Origin of the sequence: Sphingobacterium kitahiroshimense, from assembly GCF_025961315.1 — a bacterium.
In the GTDB taxonomy this organism is placed as follows: Bacteria; Bacteroidota; Bacteroidia; order Sphingobacteriales; family Sphingobacteriaceae; genus Sphingobacterium; species Sphingobacterium anhuiense.
In genome coordinates, this window is sequence record NZ_JAOQNK010000001.1 from 1,244,289 (window position 1) to 1,264,399 (window position 20,111).

Genomic DNA, 20,111 nt, shown 5'->3' on the forward strand with positions numbered 1-20,111 from the left:
ACAAGTTCTGTTACTTCTCGTCCTGCTCGTCCATTTTCTTAATCAGGGCATCACGCAAGCTGTCAAGGAATTTAGTTCGGTTTATTTTCCGAGATTTAATTTCCATAAACGTATGATAGAAGTCTCCTAAATTAATATTGAATGTGCTTTCAAATGTTTTGGCGATGACTTTTATGTCTGCATTACCAAATACACCTTGTGAATATAGTGCGTAAATTAATTCGGTTAATGCTGTTTTGTTACCTGTCCAATTAAGAGTGGAACTGTTATTTTTTTTCTTACTATTATTGCTTAACTGATCTTCGAGATAGAGTTGTATTAGGTCATTGGCAATAACCTTTGCCACTTTATAATCGTGTGAGGTAGAAAATCTATGGTCCGTTTCAAAATAAATAGTATCCAAACTCAATTTTATATCGTGTTTCCCTCGAACAAACAGCTTTTCGTCAATAAACGAATTGTTTGTCCGATGGTATTTATAAAATTCGAGATTGTTGTCAAAATACTTTTTGAGTTTTCCTAATTCTTCCTTGAGGTATTTCCTGACAGCCTTTGCATCATTAGGTTTCTTTGTTTCAATTTTATAAATGGCATTATAGTAAATGAGTTTTGAAACAATAACCGGTTTCTGGTTTTTGAAAAAATGGATTTCCTTATCAATATTTTTAAATCCGTTTTTTAAAACATATTCTTTTACTTCGGAAAGGCATAGTATGATGATGGGTATAACCTTTTCAATCCGTTGTATTGGACAAGCAGTTTCAATCTCTAATTCCTTGATTTCTACTTCCAGCTTATATAGCGTTTCATTGTAAAATTTATCCATTCTGTTACTTTTAAATCCTAATCCGTTATAGTAAAGGAATTTGTGTTAATGTCAACGTTCGCTATCTTGCAAAAGCATAATTATACTAGGTTAAATTTTGCTTGGACTACTTTTGTTTATCAAACAGATTTAATTTCTTAGACCAATTGAAAAAGCGTTTCAATTCATTTTTATTTAACTTATTAAAATGAAAAATTTTATGGGGAAATGGAATAGCATTAGAATAAACACCATTCATTGAGAAAACCAGCATTATTTTTTTAGTATTGCCTTTCTTTATGTCAAAATCTTTTTGAAACTTATCTTGTTCATTTGCAAAAAATGATTCTGCCGAACAATCCTTATTAATCAACAAAACTATACAATCACATTTTTTTACAAAATCATGATAGTCAATCTCATCATTATAATTGTTGCTGATATAAACTTCGTTTCCATTATTCCAGAAGAAATCTGCAATATCGAAAAGAAATTCACCTATTTCTTGCTCTTCATTTTCTATTACTAAATATTTCATTTTAAATTATCCTATTAAATTCGATTACCACATCATCAGATTTGGGATATCCTACACAAGTAAGCACATATCCGTCTTTAATTTGCTCTTCCGTAAGTCCTTCGGTTACTAACATTTCTACTTTTCCTGACAGGCATCTGCCAGCACAGCTTATGCAATTTCCACTTTGACAGGAATAAGGCATATCAAGTCCTGATTCAAGTCCTGCAAATAAAATAGACTTACCCGCTGGTATATTTACTTCGTGTTCTTTACCTTTTAAAAGTATTTTTATTTGATATTCTTGTTGCGCTTCAGCTGGTTTATGCGTTGTTTTTGTGGCAGTGTAAAAACTTTCTTTATGAACAACTTCTTTAGAAAACCCTGTTTTTTGTATAGTGCCTGTTGCCATTTCCATCAGTTCCTGCGGGCCACAAATATAAAACTCGGTGTTTGTGTCATTTTTAAGTTGTAAATCAGTAAGAATTGTTTTCAGTCGCATAGCATTTATTCTATGGGCATTTCCATTTACCCTTTTAAAAAGTCTTGACAAAAAACCTGATTTCAGCTGTTCATTCTTTATAACATCGCTCCAATAATAGACGATACGGAAACGTGATGAAAACTTGGAAGACCATTGTTCAAGCTGATGATAAAAGATAGTATTTTCTCTGTTTGAATTTACATATATCAAAGATACCATTGACTCAGGCTCTTTTATAAGAGCCGACTTGATAATAGAAAACAAAGGAGTAATTCCACTTCCACCTCCAACAAGCACAATATGACGTTGGTTATTTTCGGGTTTAAATTTAAAATTACCCATAGGTGGCAATGCAGCTATCGTATCTCCAGCCTTGACATTATTGCTGAGATGATTTGACATTTTCCCTCCTTTTACTCTTTTTACCGTTACAGACAAGTTTTTATCTATATATGGCGAAGAACAGAGCGAGTATGAACGTCTTTCTTCCTTTCCTTCAATTTCAGAAATAAGAGTTAAAAATTGCCCTGATAGATAGCTCAATTGCTGTTCTGGCTGGGTAAAGTGTATCGTTATGGTATCCGCAGTTTCCTGCACAATATCCTGAATATATAATAAGGTTTTATCGTTCATATTTTTTTTATTACAAGTAATTATTCAACAATTAAATCAATCACTTCTTCAGGGTCAGCACTATTGTTAATCCAAATAGCTTCTATTGTTGTAGCTCCTTCAACTGATATTCCTTTTGTATCTAATCTTTTTACGGCTTCGGAATAATCAACCCCCAACGCCTTAAAAGCATCATTGATAGGTGCTTTTATTATTCTATCCAAAAGTATGGTATCCACTTTCGGATTGAAATGTTGCTGAACGATGAATAGTACAGATACGACTATAACAGCTAATGCCGTAGGAATGAAGACACCCTTTTTGAAATGAATCCTTAATGCTTTCCAATTAAGTATGATATGGAAAACGGCACAAACAACAAAAAAAACACCAAGGAACTCGTGGACAACTTCGGTATAGCCGTCAAACAAATGGAAAAACATCAGTAACCCCGAAAGTCCCACAACAAGAAAAACCAAGGAAATAAAAGGGGTAATATAATTTCTGTTCAGTTTCATAATACAAAGGGTTGTTTAGTTGAATTTTGAAAATCTGTTTTCAAGGTTAATCAGCCAATTGCTTCTCTTTTTCTGACTTACTGATTTTACTGAAGCAAAGCTTATCCAATTAAGATTTTTGTAACCCATAGTTTTAAAAACACTTTTTAGCATTGCTTTCCTGATTAAATTTCCAATAAGCAGGGAATACATTATTTTGGGTTTATTCATTGTAGTGATGATAGTCACGCTTTTTAGGTTTTTCAAAAGTGGGACTAATCCAAAACCTCTTGGATGATGGTCATATACAATTCCGGGACTTAAAACACGGTCAATAAATCCTTTTGTCATTGCAGGCATTAAATCCCACCAAATAGGAAAGATAAAAATCAGATGGTCTGCCTTTTTTAGACGTTCGCTGTAATCTATTACCTGCGGGTCAATGGGTTTGTGTTCTACAAAGGCTTTTAAATCGGCCTTTGACATTACAGGATTAAATCCGTCATTGTCAAGATGCATCAGGTCAACTTCGTGATCTGCATTTTTTAGCCCTTTTGTTACGGCATCTAATATGGCATTGTTATAACTTCCCTCGTAAGGATGATTAAATACTATTGCTACTCTCATTTTTTACTTTATTTTATTCTGCAAAGTTGAGAAGTAGCAAATGCTCTGACGATAACAATTGTAAAGAAATGGCAAAGAGATTGCCTTTCATTGTTTGTCGCTCGTCAATTAAACGATTGTTTAAATTCCAAAGGTGAGAGCTGTGTTTTTGCTTTAAATAGTTTGCTAAAGGATTGCGGATGTTCAAATCCTAATTGATAAGCAATTTCCGATACCGATAAATGGGTTTCTGTTAAATAATCTTTTGCTTTTTCAATTAATTTTTCGTGAATGTGTTGTTGTGCATTATGTCCTGTGAGTGACCGAAGTAGGTCACCTAAATAACGAGGGGAAAGATTTAGCTCCCCTGCCAGATACTCAACTGTTGGCAATCCCCTTTGTAAGGCTTCTTCTTGTTCAAAATACGTATTTAATAACTGTTCCATCCGTGTAAGCAAATCGTGGTTCACGGTTTTTCTTGTAATGAATTGTCGTCCGTAAAATCTCGAACAATAGTTTAACAACAATTCAAGGGTTGATACTATTATGTTTTGACTGTGCTCATCTATGTTTTCCTTTAATTCCGTTTGGATTTTTAACACACAATCGTATAAAATCTGCTTTTCCTTTTCCGATAGATGAAGGCCTTCGGATATTTCATAAGAAAAGAAGTTATACCCTTTTATTTTATGTCCCAAAGAAGTAGTTCTTATCAAGTCAGGGTGAAAGAACAAACCCCACCCTAACATATTCTCTGACACCTCAACATCATTATCCATTTCAATGATTTGATTTGGTGCCATACAAATCAAATTTCCATCCTGAAAATCAACAACCTTGCGACCATATTTGATATTGTTTTTAGAATAGTTTTTGAACATCATCGAATAAAAACCAGCTGAAATCCTTGTGTCATCACGTATATGTTCATCTACCTTGCTGAAATCTACAACAGCAACCAAAGGGTGCTGGATGTTTTTATTCGAATAAAATAATTTGAATAAATCCGAAACAGTTTTTAAATGGACAAATGCACCCATAAATTATTGGTTAAAGTCGTTATAAATATAGAATTATTGTATTACCAATGGCTGTATATTTTTTTTAATTGTTTACAATCCGAATTGTGATTTTACTCCTCCAATAAAAATTTCATCATCTATTTGTTGACGGTTTGCTATAAACATTTTAGCGTCTTCCCCCGCAATATATCTCAATTGATTTTTGTTATCGGTAGCTGCTTCATAAATTGCATTGGCAATCAAAGTCCCTGATGACGCATTTTTATATAAGGCGGGCATTCCTTCCAATACTTTACCAACTAATGGTTGATATTCTGCCATCGTTTCGTCATTTGAAAAATCTAATGAACGGCTTGCAAAGTCGGTGGCAATGGCGCCAGGTTCAATGATTTTTACTTTTCCGCCAAATTGTTCCACCTCATAGTTCAAAGCTTCCGAAATACCTTCAACAGCAAATTTAGTTCCATGATATAAAGAGCCTAATGGAAATGCCATTTTACCTCCGATAGAGGAAATATTAATGATAACGCCATCTTTGTTCTGGCGAAAGTGCGGAAGTAATGCTTTGGTAACATCCAACAGCCCAATTACATTAGTGTTAAATTGACGAATGATTCTTTCCCTTGTGAAAGATTCCAATGTTCCGTAAGCACCATAACCAGCATTGTTAAGCAACACATCAATTTTCCCAAAACTTTGGATACCTAGGTTTACTGCTTTTTTGATGGACTCCAAATCCAGTACATCGAGGTGGGTAACCCAAACATTGTGTAATGTAGTTAGCTCTGTTTCTCTTTCAGGATTTCGCATAGTAGCGATGACATTCCAACCTTTTGACTGAAACAGCTTGGCAGTTGCTTTTCCCAAACCTGCGGAAGCTCCTGTAATGAAAATTGTTTTTTGCATATTCTTATTCTTTAAAATTTGATAATGCAAAAGTCAGAAGAAGCCAAAAGTTATTTGTTGCCAAATTGAGTTACGTTGTAACCAAAATGAGTTTTTTGGGCTGTAAACCTTAATGTCGATTGTCTGTGATAATTTTCAAAGTACTATTGCTACTCTCATTTTTTACTTTACTTGATTTTATTCTGCAAAGTTGAGAAGTAGCAAATGCTTTGACGATAACAATTGTAAAGAAATGGCAAAGAGATAGCCAATGGATTTTATTTGTATGGTATTTCACGTCACAAATAAATTTGAAGGAAAATGGACTTATCGCCTGTTTCGTATTCGGCTTAATGAAACAGAAGTGATGCCTAAATAGGACGCGATATAATGTTGCGGAATACGCTGGATAATATGGGGATATTCTTCAATAAGCTCTTGGTAGCGTTGTTGAGGCGTATTTTTAAGATAGGAATAGAAAATTTTTTGAGATTGCAAAAGTCGTCTGAATAAATGTTCCTGCATCTCTTCTTTGATTTCTGGCAAATTTTCTAACACGTTTTGAAAGTCTTGTTGCGAAATCGTCTGTAAAATACAAGGTTCTAAACTTTCAATGCTGTATAAACTCAGTTGATTTGTTCTAAAACTTTCAATAGAAGAAACCTTGTCGCCTTCAAAGAAAAATTGAGTAGTAATTTCTCTACCGTCATTATTTACCCAGGTCCGCAAACAGCCTTTCTCGATAAAGAACATTGTTCTCGAAATTTCTCCTTCCTGTAAAAGGATTGTTTTGGCAGGAACTTCCTGTCGTTTAAAAAGATGGTCGAATTTATCCCAATTGCTAGTCATTGTTTATATTTTTTATTTATGGGAGCTGAGGCTCGTTTCTCTCAGGAAAAATGGATGCTGACAATGTATGTTTCGTTTTTGCGTAATTAAACATTATAGCTTAGCTGTAATTTTTTTTTGTGTTTTTCTCCCCAATCAGCTAATGCTGTAACAACATCTTTAAGTGTTGTTGCATATTCTGTATAAATATATTCTACAACAATAGGTGTTTGTTCAGCGTGTACGACTCTTGTGAGCAATCCGTTCAATTCTAATTGCTTTAATTCGTTAGAAAGTACTCTTGCTGAAATGCCTTTAATTGTCCGCTGTAATTCGTTGAAACGGGTCTGTCCGCTAAACAAAGCTATAATAATTCGTAATTTCCATTTACCACCCAATACGTACAATGCGTCCTCTACCGAGTTGATGTGCTTAGTGCATTGTACTTCTGAATACATTACTTTTTGTTTCATAATTTATTGAAAGTAACCTAATAGTTACCACTAACCTTTTGTTTACTACTAACTATTAGTAATCAAATATAAGTAATTTTACAGCATTAAAAATTAAAAAGAGAAAAATGAAGTCAACAAAAATCACTTATTACATTACAACAGGGTTGATGTCGTTAGCAATGGCATTTTCAACATTTGCGTATTTGTCAAATCCTGCTTTAAAAGAAGCGTTTCAGCATTTGGGTTTTCCTGATTATTTCAGGATTGAATTAGCAATTGCAAAAGGTCTTGCCGCCATTGCACTTTGGCTGCCTTTCCGTTTTGCGAAAGAAACAGCTTATATTGGTTTGTCAATTAGTTTCATATCTGCATTTATTGCACACTCGGTTGTTGGCGATCCTATATTCAATATTCTGTATCCATTGTTCATTTTGGCAATACTTGTTGTATCGTATGTAACGTATAGGAAAAGTAACTTTGCATAATATATGGCAATTTCCATTAAAATCAGACTACGTTTTCAAATTTAGGGTCTTTTTCTAATGCTTTGTTAAGTACAAATCGGTTTTCTTCGCCCCATTGTTCAATAGTTAAAATCAATGGTAAAAGTTTTTCACCAAGTTCTGTAAGTTCATATTCAACTTTAGGAACTTTGGTATTGAAAGTCTTTTTATTGATAAATCCGTGCAATACTAATTCTTGCAATTGTTGGTCCATAACTCTTCTGTCAGCGTTTGGAATTTTACGCTGCAGTTCACTTGGACGTTTGAGGTTTTTGGAAATATAATAAACAAGCATCAGTTTCCATTTGCCATTTAGAAGTTCTTTGAAAAAATGTAAACCGCAGTCAAGTTGAACAGGTGTTTTCTTTTGATACATATAAACTATTTTACTTCTGCAAAGTTACACAGTTTTCTATGTCTCTGTAACCAGATAGAATACGCATAAATTTATGCGTAATTGTCTAAAAAAATGAAGCGTTCTACCTTTGTAGAAATTAAAATTACAAATATGCTAAAGTTTACGTTTTTAATCCGAAAAACCACAGGAATGAGCAAAGAAGATTTTATTGATTATCATAGAAATCATCACGCACCTTTGTTTATGTCTATTCCCGAATCAAAGCAATATGTGAAAAAGTATGTTGTTTCTCATCCTAAAATAATTGAAGGTTTTCCACTACCAGCGTATGACGGTATAACTGATATTTATTTTGCCTCAATGAACGACTTTAACAGCTTCTTTGCAAGTGAAAACTACAAACAAAAAGTCCACCCTGATGAAAGTAATTTTATTGATTTGAATGACGTGGTAACGCTTGTGTCCGATGAAGTAGTTGTTGTAGATTAATTAAAGAACTTGAACTGTATGAATCCAGACAATTCTACTCTGCGACCCACAATAGAACTAAACCTACCCAATTATCTGCTTTCGGTGATTCAATCCCAATAGTGAGGGTAAGATATTTTTAGCGTTTCGCCGTATTGGCTAAGTTGATATTTTACAGTGATGAGTTGATTCAACTCAAGCTCTTTGAGTTTTCTACTGAGCATTTTTCAGGAAATGACCTCTAAATTAGTTAAACATAAAACAGGCGAAGTTTAATGGAAAACTTCGCCTGTTTTAATTAAGCACTTAAAGAGCTGGAGTCTACGAATTCGCTGTTGGTAAAAAACGAAATGTTACAAATGCAGGGTACAGGCAAGTGGCTTTCTGCCATCTGGTGTTTGTTATGTTTTATCTCTTACTTCAACCATTTATTTATAGCTTCATTTAGTCTTTCGCTGTTAAACTGTTCTTCTGCCGTTTGAACCCAGGCCACAAATCCGTCTGGTCTTATGAAAACACTATTGATAGCAGGCACTTCTCCGATTGCAGGTAAGTTCCATACAGAACTATTTCCTTTCACTATTGGAACTCCCTTAATAATATCAATGCTCGACTGATATGCAGGGATTTCTATATTATCTTCGATATTAAAATTCAGCAATAATGGTCGGGCTTTGTGCATCAGAGAAAACAAATCTTTTTCTACACCATTTATTAATAATTTTATATTAGGTATCCTTTGTCCTAGCATTGGGTGAAATCCTTCTCCCCAATCATATCGAATACCCAAACCACTTAATATTCTGGATAAATGAAGTGTTACTTCGGGTACTTCCACCATCGTATTTACAATCTCTCTTAGGGCTTCTATTTGTGTACCCGGTTTGATAAGTGCAGTTTGTGCTTTTGCCATTTGAAGTACTTTGGCACCTACTGGATGTCGCTCTTCTTCAAAACTATCGAGTAAAGAAACAGAAGCTTTGCCTGTGGCAACCATGCCCAATTTCCAGCCTAAATTCACTGCATCCTGAACACCAAGATTTAAACCCTGACCGCCAATAGGTGAATGTGTATGTGCGGCATCTCCAAGCAGAAATACACGCCCGTAACGATATTTTTTTACTTGTCTAAAACCATCACCAAATCTTGACATCCAACGGGCGGAACGCAATCCGAAATCTGTACCAATTCCTTCTATCATTGACTGCCGCAATTCTTCTAAAGTAACAGGTTGGCTCCTGTCTGTCGGCGGTGTAACTTTCATCAGACTTACTCTAAACCAATCTTCTTCAACATTTGAAACCTGATAAGTTCCTATTTTAAGGTTACGACCAAATCTTTCATTTTCTGCCGGTGGAGTGTTCAACAGCACATCCGCTACAATCCAATGAGAAATCGGGTCTTCTCCTGTAAAACTTTCACCACATAATCTTCTAACTACACTGTTTCCGCCGTCGCAACCTGCAAGATATTTGGCACTTAACTGTTTTATATTCCCGTTTTGCTGAACAAAAACATTTGCTTGATTTTCATCTTGAGTAAAATAAATTAATTCGGTAGCCCAATGAATATCTACTCCTAATTCGGTAGCCCGCTTTGTCAAAATTCGTTCTGTTTGATGTTGAGGTAGTATTAATGCATCCGGAAAATCAGGATCTAATGCCTTAGGCATCATTAGCATGCCCGAAAAAAGAACTGCCTTTAGAGGATTTCCATGCTTTTCAAACTCTTCTGCCAGACCTCTCATTCTAAAATTCTCCATTGATCTGGCATTAATGCCAGGAGCACGGGATTCTCCCGTAGTACCTTGAACTCTGCGTTCTACTATTGCAACATTTGCCCCCATCAGTTTTAATTCGCAAGCCAACATCAAACCTGTAGGTCCTGCACCTGCTACAATTACATCGTATAACTTTTCTATACTGTCCATTTTTATTTTATTTAAATAATTTACGTTGCAAATTTCGGGAGTTACATACGGATAAAATAGTTACTTTTGATGTGAAAATAGTCCAATATGGTATTTTTGTTGAAATGGAAAAAGCAATTGAGATAAACAACATACCTGAATACATCAAAAAGTCGGGTGGTTTGACTGATAAAAACGGTTACTTGAACTTCCCCGAAAGTTTGGGAACAGGCTATTTGAAAATGATAGAGCCTTTGCCTCAGCTCAGTATTATGCTTCAGCATTATGAGCTAAAAAAAAGTCTTTTCATAAAACGTAGTAAGCATAACGATAGTAAAAGCGTGTTGATTTTTAGTTTCAGAAATATAATAACAGGAAAACAGAATACGCAAAAAAAATCATCTTTTAAATTTATGCCTTCTGTTCAGGTATCCACTGCTGATGTGGCATTAGACATTGAAGTGCCGAACTTATTTGAAACAAGCAATATTATTATACGCATTGAAGCCAATTTTTTAAGGCAGTTGTTAGAAAAAGATAACAATGCCCGACTGACGGAATTAGTAGTACAAAAAGAGCAATCCTATTTGTATGAAGAATTTGTTTCACCAAAAATACAATCGGTAGCTGCTGATATTTTCGAAATAGCGGTTTTGCATCCTCTTGCAAACTTTTACTATAAAATAAAAGCTGAGGAATTAATTTTTTTGTTTTTTGAAAACTTATTACAACGTGATGAATTACCGAAATACTCCATTCATCCAAAAGATATAAAAGCGGTTTATAAATTGCGAGAAGAAATGTTGGACAATATAAATGAGCCTCCCCAATTGGATATTTTGGCGACAAAAGCCAACATGAGCGTAAGTAAGTTGGGGAAAATATTCAAGCAAATTTTTGGGGATAGCATTTACAATTATTATCAAAAATTAAGAATGCAGAAAGCGGCATTTTTACTTCGTGAAGAAAAACTATCTGTTGCGGAAGTCGGCTATCAACTTGGATTTTCAAACCTTAGTCATTTCACACGATTGTTTGAAAAACATATTGGAATGAAACCTAAAAAGTATAGTAAAATAAATTAAACAAAGCTTACTGAACACAACACTCTATTTATTTTTTAAAACGCTACCTACATTCTGTATCTATTCTTATTTCACCAAATGCTGTAAGTTTGGGTCGTGTTTAATACGCTCCAATTCCGTTTCGATAATCTGTACAATATCCTGTTTTATCTGACGGTAATTGCTTTCAATTTTCTGTTTCATTTTGTCTTCTCCGTGTTCATCAACAAAGGATAGGATTTCCGGTATCTTCTGATATACTTTAGTTTCTGCGGCAACTTTTTCATTGTCCACTACAATTTCAGCGTGGAAAATCTTTTGGTCGATACGTTCATCAAAGTTGTCCGAAACTGAACCCACAAACATACCCTGTGTAAGTGTTGAAATTTTCGATGCCGGAATAAGGCTGTCTAACTGTGTGGAAATAGAGGTAGATTTATCATTCCTGTTAATCGTCATACTTTGGCGTTTCTGCAATACTTTTCCGAAGCGTTCCGAAAGACTTTTTGCCGTTTCTCCTACAACCTGCCCGCTGAAAATATTACCTACCGTATTTTGGATAACCTTACTTTCCTTGTCGCCGTAATCCCTTGTTAATTGCGAAAAATCCTGAAAACCCAAACAAACCGCTACCTTATTACTTCTCGCAGTTGCGATAAGATTATCCAGTCCTCTAAAATAAATGGTTGGCAACTCATCTATGATAACAGAACTCTTTAATTGCCCCTTTTTGTTGATGAGCTTCACAATCCTTGAATTGTACAAACCCAATGCTGCGGAGTAGATATTTTGACGGTCGGGATTGTTACCTACACATAATATCTTTGGCTCTTTCGGATTGTTGATGTCAAGCGAAAAATCATCGCCTGTCATTACCCAATACAACTGCGGGCTAATCATTCTTGACAAAGGAATTTTTGCCGATGCGATTTGCCCCTGTAATTGGTCTTGCGCACCGGATTGCCACGCATCCATAAAAGGCGACAAATAATTTTCCAAATCGGGATATGAGGTTAAAATAGTAAATACGTCCGAATACTTTTTATTAAGCAATTCAATGGCGTGTGGGAATGTACAATACTTACCGTTTTCATAGATTTTCAGATACCAAATAATTGCCGCCAATAGGATAATTGGGCTTTCCACGAAAAAATCCCCTTGCTTCTGTATCCAGCTACGGTTGAGGTTCAGCATTATGGTGTAAGCCGCTTCGTAAGCATCTGAAATGTCCGTCATAAAGTCGGGATTGAGTGGATTGCAACGATGACTTTTGCGTGGGTCGTCAAAGTTGATGACGTAGAATTTGGGTTGAACTTTGTACTTATCCCGATGCTTCAATAAATGATTGTAAGCAATGGTAGAAAGATCATCAAACTTGAAATCGTAGATGTACATACTAAAACCTTTTTCAATCTGCTGCTTAATATAGTTGTTTACGATTGCATACGATTTTCCCGAACCCGGAGTACCCAACACAATTGAGGCTCGAAAAGGGTTGACGATATTTATCCAGCCGTTGTTCCATTTTCCTTTATAATAAAACTTGGTGGGAAGATTCACAGAATATTCGTTTTCCATCAATTTAGTTTCCTGCTGAAAACTCTCGTTCTCATTATTGAAAACATCGTCCATCAGATTGGTACGAAGCAATCGGCTCATCCATACACCAGCCATAAGCAAGGCGATATAACCTAATGAGATAGTAAGAATATACAGAAATGTGCCTATTACCGGAGATAGTTTTAACAACGGTGTGTTCAAAAAGAACAGCACAAAACCAACGCCCAAAGCCACGTAAATTTTAGACCAGGTTATCTTCTCATTCTTTACGCCTTTGGTTCCCAAACAACTCAATGCAAGCAATACCAAAGCAAACGCTTTGGTATATAAGGTATGTGAAAATAAACCCGCCGTTTTGTCAAAATTGCCTAATATTTTGTTGATTACTTCCAACGTCCAGCCACGTTCCATAAAGAAACCGTAGCAGAACCAATAAAGGTGCATCAGTACCAAAAGGATACTCACAGCCCTCATAAAAGCCATTATTTTGGCTAAACCTCTTAAATCATCTTCCCCCTGCATTTTTATAAATTTTTAAATGTTCGGGCGTGAATATAGAGACAATGAAGCCCGATTAAAATGATGTGGCATTCAATGGCAGTACATTGCGTTGTTTGGCGTTAAGAGCACCCTAAGCAGATAATTTGTACTTTCTTCTTGTACATTTGTGTATTATATATTTCTATCGTTTTCACAATTTCTTTAAACTCATTTTCTTGCTATTACAAATAGTAATTCTGAGGTCGGTATTCAACTCTTGTTTACAAAGGTTATTGGTTCGTTGTTATTCCTTCTTCCTTAGTTAGATGTAGTTGAACAAAACCGTCTTTATGGTTGTATTCTTTATGTTTAAACTTAGAGTTTAGTTCAATATTGTTTCCTAAAATACTACCGGCTCCAGTGATTAACGGATTGATGTTAAAATAAATATCTGTAACCAAGTCTTTGTCGATAAAGGCGTTGAAAGTACCTGCTCCGCCTCCAACGGCGATTTCTTGCACACCTTTTGTAGACATATATTCAACAGCCTCTTCTGGACTTCCCACAGTCTTGTAGCCATCAGTAGTATAAGGATTATCAGACAATATGATGATTTCTATTCCATTAAAAAGTTCTTTTACTTCTTTTGGGAATTTTAGAAAATTTTCAAAGGTTTTTAATCCTATCACAACGTTTCCAACCTGTCTTACAAATTGCACGTAAAATTCCATTGCTTCCGGTGGCAGCTGGTGATGCGGGTTATCGGCTATCAAAATTCTGCCGTTAGCCGAAATGTTTGCGATTACTGTTACTTTCATAATGAATTATTTTTTTATTTCTGACTACAAAACTATCGGATATTCGATTTATATTTGCTATTCATTACCTTTAGGAAAGTAACTATTTTATGAGCGATAAGAGAAGTGACGTCAATAAAGAAAGTATATTGGCATTAAAAGATGGAATTGAACTGTTAAGTGGCAAATGGAAATTTTGTATCCTGCATAATTTACAGAACTACGGCACAATGAGGTTTAAAGATTTGCAAGAAATGGCTCTGGGAATATCCCCAAAAGTTCTATCCAAAGAGCTACAGGAATTGGAAGATAATTTGCTGATTACCCGAACGGTTAATAGCACCAAACCTGTTACCGTTTCTTATGCGCTTACCGCACATGCCAAAGAAACGGAAACAGTTGTCAATGCTTTAATTGATTTTGGACTAAAGCATAGAAAGAAAATTAAAGCAAAATGACGTTTATATATTGAGTTCAGTCTACCATTTCTGAAAAGTATTCAATGAGTTGATTCCGATTATTCACAACCTTTCCAATTGGGGAATTAAGCACCGAAAGGAGATTATCGAGAATTAATATTATTATTTGTTGTCGTTCGCTTTATGTGCCAGTTAGGCTTTGCCGACAAATTACAATCTTCTTCCTTTTTTCTTTTTTTTCTTTTTCTTCGTTTTATTGGCAAAATCCTGTTCTTCGTAATCTTCGCCCTGAGCTTCGGGCAATAAACCGCCCAACGCTTCTATCAAACCGTCTTCGTGTTTTTCAGTTGTATCCAGGAAGTCGAACAAATGATGAGGTTCTTCCGCAGGAAGATCTGCATCATTTGTTCTTGATATTTTCGATTGTAGTTCAACTGGCTCTTTAACCTCGGGTTTGATATTATTGTTCCAATAATCATTAAAGGTATTAGCAGAAAGTTCCTTTGCCAATCGTGAACCTTTCCAAACCGTTTTAGAATTGTGGTCTATAAAAGTTATTCCGTAAATACGTCCTGTGTCATTTCTACGCACCACTACATTAATGCCTTGCTCGCCTAACTGCTTTTTAAAACCCTGCTCATCATTTGTTGATTGCAGGGCAATGGTAACGGCAGCTTTAATGGTTGGCTTTGTCGGGTGGTCTTTTAAAGCCTCTTTGCTTTTTGCAAAATGCAATTCCAAAGTCGGTAGCCCTGCGTTTTTTCCGAAAAGCGAAGCCTTGAATGGATGTCCGGCTCTTTCTCCTTTTTCATTTAACGGAATATATAATAAACCCTGCCGTAGCTGCCCCTGCAATTCGCCCTCCACTTTTTCGGTAGTAACATTGAACAGGGAAAGCAAAGCGTTGTATTCTCCCAAAGTTTGGTATTGATAATAATTCGGCAGGTGGCGAACAACCGAAGCGATTTGGCTTTTTACATCTCCAGCTTTGTAATCCACCGGACGGAAAATCTTATCGTTCTGCTTGTGTTCCTTATCCGTTGCGGGTATCAAACCGTATTTCCTTTCGAGTTCACGGCAAACATTCATAGACCGCATTTTCTCGAATTTGTCCGAAATCTTTTTGCCCTCTTCGTCCACGCAAACTGAAACGATATGGATATGACTGCGGTCAATATCGGTATGTTTGAATACCACAAAAGGTTGTTCGCCGTAACCCATTTCCCTCATATACTGCTCTGCCATTTCCCTGTATCTGTCATCGCTTACCTTATCATTCGGGTCGGGATTGAGCGAAATATGCAAAGTATGTTTCTCGGTATTGCGGTTGGCAATCAGGTAAGGAGTAAAAGATTGGGCTAATTGTGCAACAGAATAATGACCGTTGGCAGTTTCAATTATCTTATTGGCAAACAAAATCTGTCCGTTTTCATTCTCCACTTTGAGCTGATTGTACGCCAATGCTCCATATAAATTTCCGCTTCTTCCGATTTTCGCTATCATTTCTAAGACTGTTTTTTTAGATGTTTTGCTTCAAATTCTTCGGTTATCTGAATGATTTTTTGGCATAGCATCGCCATTTCAGCCGTCTGTTTTTCCAATTTGTAAAGGAACGCTGCGGCTTTTTTCTCAGAAAAATTCTTGTACAACAGCTTTACAATCTGATTATAATTCACACCTACGGAGCGAAACTGACTGTGAAACGTGGTCAATCGCATATAAAAATCAACCGTTCCTTTATCAATTCTAACCGATTTCATTTCCTTACTGAACAGTAGGGAAATGATAAACTTTGCTTTATTGGGCATTCCTGATGCTTCAAAAAGCGATAAAAGTTTGGCATTTTCTTCGTCCGTAAGACGGAAAACGTGGCGGTGGATGCTTGGGTCGGTCTTAGCTCTCCGTCCGCCCTTATTCTGTTTTTTGTTATTGTTCTCGTTCATCACTAATCCATTTTTAATCCACACAAAACGCTGACTTCGGAAGACGTTTTTTAAGCTCCCAGCAGGGCAAGTTGTTTTGAGGCACTAACTCAGTTTCGAGTGCCTCAAAACACAACTTGCCGTGTTCCGTTGAACACAAAAATCCGCCCTGCGGGACGGATTAAATGTAACAGGGAAAAACGGCTCGATGCCGTTCCCGTTACCCTCCGATTTGTCAAAAAAATTTTGCATAAATCCGTTAATAAAAATCATTGTACAAAGTAAAGCCCTGTTTACGAAAGCAGTGTATAGTATAGCAGTGCCAAACACTGCCTTTGAACGCCAAACACTGCCACACCGCAATCAGCGGGCAAATCAATCGCTTTATTTGCCGTATAATTTTAGTGCAGGTAGTAAAAAATGTATCTAAATAAAGAGGAAAATCAGGTTTGCAAACAGGCAGTTTGGAATAAAAGCATAAGGTTTTAAAAGTATAAAACAATAAAAGTGTAAAAGCATAAAAGCGGTAAAGCAATTTACCTGTTGCAAGTTTTGCCACTTGCCAAAGAATGTACCTGACAAGGCAAAAATGAAAGTAAATACCTGTGCAGGAAAGTACCCAAAAGGGAATGCAGGAATATTGTAATGAGGTAATAGTCAAATATTCAATCCTGCAAAACAAATAAAGTGTGTAACAATAAATTTTTAAATAATGGAAACAACAAAGAAAACTTTAAAAATCAGCTTCTCCACCCAAAAAGGCGGTGTGGGAAAATCTACAATGACCACTTTGCTGGCAAGTGTGCTTCACTACCGTTTAGGTTTTAATGTGCTGGTGATGGACTGCGACTTTCCGCAACACAGCCTGACCAATATGCGTGAACGGGATAAGAGAACCATAATGCAGAACGACTACCATAAAAAGGCAGCAATGAAGCAGTTCCAAGCCATCAACAAAAAAGCATACCCGATTATCAAATGCAAAGCTGAAACGGCTTTGGAAAAAGCATCGGAATATAGAAGCCAGTCGGCCGTTGTACCGGATGTGGTTTTCTTCGACCTGCCGGGAACAGCCAATACCAAAGGTGTACTGACTACCTTGAAAAAAATGGACTTTATCTTTTCGCCCATTACTGCCGACCGTTTGGTAGTGGAAAGTACCTTGGGCTTTACCAAAGCCTTTCTCGGACTTCCCCAAACGGACGAGGGCAATCCCGAACAAGAGATGTGGCTGTTCTGGAACCAAGTGGACGGCAGGGAAAAAACAGGTTTGTATGATGCGTATCAAAGTGTCATCAAAGAACTCAACCTGCCCGTAATGGAAACAAGGATAATGGACAGCAAGCGTTTCCGAAAGGAAACAGACGACACAGGCAGTTATGTATTCCGGTCAAGTTTGCTGCCTGCCGAACCACAGTTAATGAAAGCAACCAAAATGGATTTGTTTGTCGAGGAATTTTTAAAAATCACTCATCTATAAAAACAGTAAAGTATGGCTTCAGATAACAAAAACAACGATTTTGAAAAGCCCAATGTTGATGAGGAATACCTTATGAACGTCATAAGCGGCGATGAGCCTGTTGCTCCACCGACCATTAACAAAAAGCAGGATGTACCAAAGGAAAACAAGCCCAGGGAAAAAGCCCGTAACAGTGCATCAAAGAAAGCGGACTACGAGGAAACATTTTTGGTCAATCGCTTTCCATCGGGGCGTAATGGCAAGGTGGTCTACATACGCCCTGAATACCACGAAAGATTGCTCCGCATCGTTCAACTGACAAGAGAGGAAAGAACAACGCTCTACTCTTACATTGACAACATTCTTGAACATCATTTCAGGGAGTACGGGGACGATATTACCGATTATTTCAATGAACATTTTAAACCCATTCTATAATGAAGAAAGATAAAAAGAACAGGAATACTGTTGCAGCCGGCAGCAACTCCGATACAGTTAGCAATACAGCTAAAACAACCTATGAAAACGCATTTATGCAAATGAATAAAATACAGAAAAGAGGCAATAAAAGCATATACCTAAGCCCTGAACATCACGAGCGTTTAACCCGCATAGTCCAGATTATAGGCGATGATAAAATACCCTTGTTTGCCTATCTCAATAATATTCTTGAACATCATTTTAAAGTGTTTGAAGATATGATTACAAAAGAGTTCAACGAAAAGTACAAAGGCTTGTTTTAAAAACCCTACGTTATGGAAATAGTAATTGTGATATGCCTGCTGATTGTCATTGTCCTGCTTTTGCAGGATAAGATTGTCATTCATAAAAGGTCAAAACAAGAACCTCCGCAGAAGAAAGTCAATCCGAACCTGCCCGATATTATGGGGCAACCTAAACCCGTAGAACGCCTTTCAGTGCCAAACACTGCCAATGAACGCCAAATTGAGGAACCGGAGATAAACCCCGCTAATTTAGACATTGAATACGACGAGAATGAAAACGTAAGTGTTCAAATTCCGCAGGAAGAGCTGGACGAAGTTTTCAGAAATATGCCTGATTTGGAGGAAGAGGAAGAAGATTGGAACAGGTACGGAATATCCGGTGGCGATGACGGTTTTGCCCAAGGGGTTACCTTTGAAGAACTAAGCTCCGTGGGGATGCTGCTCCAAAAAGAAAATTTGGAACCAGCCCAAAAGGAAACAGCGATAGCTATAGTTCAAAAAATACAAGGAACCGAATTATTCAGCCTATTGGAAAATTCTATGGAAGATGCTTCCCGAAGAATAGCCGAGCTTTTGGATAGCACCCTTTCATCTGAAACGGAAGACAGTTCTTCCTCTTTGCGGAAAAGTGATTTGAGTGATTTTGACATTGGGGAGTTTATATAGACTTCCCTTTGTCATTTTTAAAAACAAGGAAATATGGAAAATGAAATTAATCAGGAAGCCTACGACTTGCGTGTAAACAAAGGAATGCTGCCTACCATAGATATTGCAGGGCATACGTTCTATGTGGATATTCGTATGGATATGTTACGACCTAAAGATGACTTTCTTTCTAAAGGGATTGTGTTCTCGGATATAGAAAACTATTATGATGAAGACAAAAGAACCTATACTATTCCATACAACCCGAAGACACACGAATTTCAGGAGCCTGACTATCGGAATATAAAAGAGCTTCCCAAAGATTTAATCGCTGTGAGTTTTCCCTCTGAAAGATTGCTTGACAGGGTTGGATGGAACAGACATTATGGATTTGAATTGACACACGGACTGGCAAAACAGGGCTTGAAATTGCAGTTTGGAGCGAAGCAAATACCGTGGGAGAAAACCTTTCTTGTTGGTTTGATAAAAAGCAATTTAAAAACTGAAAAGAACATACAAAAAGCTGTCGAAAAACAACAGCCAACCCAACCAAAGAAAAGCAAACCGAAAGGGCGAAAAATGTAAAATAAACAGCCGGGTTAGTAAACGCCAAACAGTAAAAAAGTTTGGCGTTTTTTTATGCTTAAACACTCACTACAACGCCACTCACTGCCAAATCATTCCTTTGACTGCCACTTTATTATAACGCCCTGATTTCTGAAACACCTTTGTCCCGAAAGTCCGCAAGGTGCGGGATAACAATAACAAATTAATGTGTTTCAATTATGGAAAAACAGAGAAAAAAAGTTTTGCTGGCAGCCGTGGCAATGCTGTCAGGAATTGGTGTGTTCGCACAGGGAAACGGTTCGGCAGGTATCAACGAGGCTACCCAAATGGTAACGTCTTATTTCGACCCCGCAACCCAATTAATCTACGCCATCGGTGCGGTCGTGGGCTTGATAGGGGGCGTTAAAGTTTACAATAAGTTCAGTTCGGGCGACCCCGACACATCGAAGACTGCGGCAAGCTGGTTCGGTGCGTGTATCTTCTTAATCGTAGCGGCTACCATCCTGCGTTCATTCTTCCTTTAA

At 36.8% G+C, this 20,111-nt stretch carries 25 protein-coding genes; 10 read left to right on the plus strand and 15 right to left on the minus strand.

The window, feature by feature from the left end; all coding sequences use genetic code 11:
• Positions 1-10: 10 nt before the first annotated feature.
• The 9 genes from M2265_RS05615 to M2265_RS05655 form a co-directional block, all read right to left on the minus strand.
• Positions 11-826: an RteC domain-containing protein gene (locus tag M2265_RS05615; RefSeq protein ID WP_026726941.1), complete on the minus strand. Its 816-nt coding sequence runs from the start codon at positions 824-826 to the stop codon at positions 11-13.
• A gap of 106 nt (positions 827-932) precedes the next feature.
• Positions 933-1,343, minus strand: coding sequence for a hypothetical protein (locus M2265_RS05620; protein ID WP_026726942.1), 411 nt, complete (start codon positions 1,341-1,343; stop codon positions 933-935).
• A 1-nt stretch (position 1,344) separates the two neighbouring features.
• Positions 1,345-2,439 (minus strand): ferredoxin--NADP reductase, encoded by a 1,095-nt coding sequence (locus tag M2265_RS05625; RefSeq protein ID WP_132773253.1) that lies wholly within the window; start codon positions 2,437-2,439, stop codon positions 1,345-1,347.
• 20 nt (positions 2,440-2,459) lie between these two features.
• Positions 2,460-2,936, minus strand: a complete 477-nt coding sequence (locus M2265_RS05630; RefSeq protein ID WP_132773251.1) for a DUF4405 domain-containing protein — start codon at positions 2,934-2,936, stop codon at positions 2,460-2,462.
• Between the two features lie 15 nt (positions 2,937-2,951).
• The gene (locus tag M2265_RS05635) at positions 2,952-3,542 is read right to left on the minus strand and encodes an NAD(P)H-dependent oxidoreductase (protein WP_132773249.1); all 591 of its coding nucleotides are present in this window, start codon (positions 3,540-3,542) and stop codon (positions 2,952-2,954) included.
• A gap of 104 nt (positions 3,543-3,646) precedes the next feature.
• Positions 3,647-4,561: a helix-turn-helix domain-containing protein gene (locus tag M2265_RS05640; protein WP_132773247.1), complete on the minus strand. Its 915-nt coding sequence runs from the start codon at positions 4,559-4,561 to the stop codon at positions 3,647-3,649.
• 72 nt (positions 4,562-4,633) lie between these two features.
• Positions 4,634-5,449 (minus strand): SDR family oxidoreductase, encoded by an 816-nt coding sequence (locus M2265_RS05645; protein ID WP_026726947.1) that lies wholly within the window; start codon positions 5,447-5,449, stop codon positions 4,634-4,636.
• A gap of 306 nt (positions 5,450-5,755) precedes the next feature.
• Complete coding sequence (locus M2265_RS05650; protein WP_132773245.1) at positions 5,756-6,277, minus strand: Crp/Fnr family transcriptional regulator; 522 nt, start codon at positions 6,275-6,277, stop codon at positions 5,756-5,758.
• A gap of 86 nt (positions 6,278-6,363) precedes the next feature.
• On the minus strand, positions 6,364-6,729 hold the full coding sequence (locus tag M2265_RS05655; RefSeq protein ID WP_035108215.1) for a winged helix-turn-helix transcriptional regulator: 366 nt from the start codon (positions 6,727-6,729) through the stop codon (positions 6,364-6,366).
• Between the two features lie 107 nt (positions 6,730-6,836).
• Here M2265_RS05655 and M2265_RS05660 point away from each other — a divergent pair, with 107 nt between their 5' ends.
• Positions 6,837-7,196 (plus strand): DoxX family protein, encoded by a 360-nt coding sequence (locus M2265_RS05660; protein ID WP_026726950.1) that lies wholly within the window; start codon positions 6,837-6,839, stop codon positions 7,194-7,196.
• A gap of 22 nt (positions 7,197-7,218) precedes the next feature.
• On the opposite strand, the gene M2265_RS05665 is transcribed toward M2265_RS05660, so the two are convergent.
• On the minus strand, positions 7,219-7,590 hold the full coding sequence (locus M2265_RS05665) for a winged helix-turn-helix transcriptional regulator (RefSeq protein WP_026726951.1): 372 nt from the start codon (positions 7,588-7,590) through the stop codon (positions 7,219-7,221).
• A 132-nt stretch (positions 7,591-7,722) separates the two neighbouring features.
• On the opposite strand from M2265_RS05665, the gene M2265_RS05670 reads away from it, so the two are divergent.
• Positions 7,723-8,061 carry an EthD domain-containing protein gene (locus M2265_RS05670; RefSeq protein WP_132773378.1) on the plus strand — a complete coding sequence of 113 codons (339 nt, stop codon included), beginning with the start codon at positions 7,723-7,725 and terminating at the stop codon, positions 8,059-8,061.
• 394 nt (positions 8,062-8,455) lie between these two features.
• On the opposite strand, the gene M2265_RS05675 is transcribed toward M2265_RS05670, so the two are convergent.
• Positions 8,456-9,970 (minus strand): FAD-dependent monooxygenase, encoded by a 1,515-nt coding sequence (locus M2265_RS05675; RefSeq protein WP_132773244.1) that lies wholly within the window; start codon positions 9,968-9,970, stop codon positions 8,456-8,458.
• Positions 9,971-10,074: 104 nt separating this feature from the next.
• Here M2265_RS05675 and M2265_RS05680 point away from each other — a divergent pair, with 104 nt between their 5' ends.
• Entirely contained in the window at positions 10,075-11,034 is a 960-nt protein-coding gene (locus tag M2265_RS05680; protein ID WP_132773242.1) for a helix-turn-helix domain-containing protein, read from the plus strand.
• Between the two features lie 66 nt (positions 11,035-11,100).
• Here the strand turns inward: M2265_RS05680 and mobC are convergent, their stop codons facing one another.
• Positions 11,101-13,095, minus strand: a complete 1,995-nt coding sequence (mobC, locus tag M2265_RS05685; protein ID WP_132773240.1) for a conjugal transfer protein MobC — start codon at positions 13,093-13,095, stop codon at positions 11,101-11,103.
• A 248-nt stretch (positions 13,096-13,343) separates the two neighbouring features.
• Positions 13,344-13,871 carry a dihydrofolate reductase family protein gene (locus M2265_RS05690; protein ID WP_132773238.1) on the minus strand — a complete coding sequence of 176 codons (528 nt, stop codon included), beginning with the start codon at positions 13,869-13,871 and terminating at the stop codon, positions 13,344-13,346.
• Positions 13,872-13,960: 89 nt separating this feature from the next.
• Between M2265_RS05690 and M2265_RS05695 the strand changes: the two genes are divergently transcribed.
• The gene (locus M2265_RS05695) at positions 13,961-14,308 is read left to right on the plus strand and encodes a winged helix-turn-helix transcriptional regulator (protein ID WP_132773236.1); all 348 of its coding nucleotides are present in this window, start codon (positions 13,961-13,963) and stop codon (positions 14,306-14,308) included.
• A 171-nt stretch (positions 14,309-14,479) separates the two neighbouring features.
• On the opposite strand, the gene mobB is transcribed toward M2265_RS05695, so the two are convergent.
• Together mobB and mobA are read right to left on the minus strand one after the other, a co-directional pair.
• Entirely contained in the window at positions 14,480-15,772 is a 1,293-nt protein-coding gene (gene mobB, locus M2265_RS05700) for a conjugal transfer protein MobB (protein ID WP_132773234.1), read from the minus strand.
• A gap of 2 nt (positions 15,773-15,774) precedes the next feature.
• A complete protein-coding gene (gene mobA, locus M2265_RS05705; protein ID WP_132773232.1) occupies positions 15,775-16,212 on the minus strand; it encodes a conjugal transfer protein MobA in 438 nt (145 codons plus the stop codon).
• A gap of 691 nt (positions 16,213-16,903) precedes the next feature.
• Here mobA and M2265_RS05710 point away from each other — a divergent pair.
• From M2265_RS05710 to M2265_RS05735, 6 genes are all read left to right on the plus strand, one after another.
• Positions 16,904-17,671, plus strand: coding sequence for a ParA family protein (locus M2265_RS05710; protein ID WP_132773230.1), 768 nt, complete (start codon positions 16,904-16,906; stop codon positions 17,669-17,671).
• Positions 17,672-17,683: 12 nt separating this feature from the next.
• Positions 17,684-18,088: a DUF3408 domain-containing protein gene (locus tag M2265_RS05715; RefSeq protein ID WP_132773228.1), complete on the plus strand. Its 405-nt coding sequence runs from the start codon at positions 17,684-17,686 to the stop codon at positions 18,086-18,088.
• Entirely contained in the window at positions 18,088-18,393 is a 306-nt protein-coding gene (locus tag M2265_RS05720; RefSeq protein WP_132773226.1) for a DUF3408 domain-containing protein, read from the plus strand. The genes M2265_RS05715 and M2265_RS05720 overlap by 1 nt, the downstream gene beginning before the upstream one ends.
• A gap of 12 nt (positions 18,394-18,405) precedes the next feature.
• Positions 18,406-19,041, plus strand: coding sequence for a conjugal transfer protein TraD (locus tag M2265_RS05725; protein WP_132773224.1), 636 nt, complete (start codon positions 18,406-18,408; stop codon positions 19,039-19,041).
• 33 nt (positions 19,042-19,074) lie between these two features.
• A complete protein-coding gene (locus M2265_RS05730; RefSeq protein ID WP_132773222.1) occupies positions 19,075-19,605 on the plus strand; it encodes a hypothetical protein in 531 nt (176 codons plus the stop codon).
• Between the two features lie 200 nt (positions 19,606-19,805).
• Complete coding sequence (locus M2265_RS05735; RefSeq protein ID WP_089874082.1) at positions 19,806-20,111, plus strand: DUF4134 domain-containing protein; 306 nt, start codon at positions 19,806-19,808, stop codon at positions 20,109-20,111.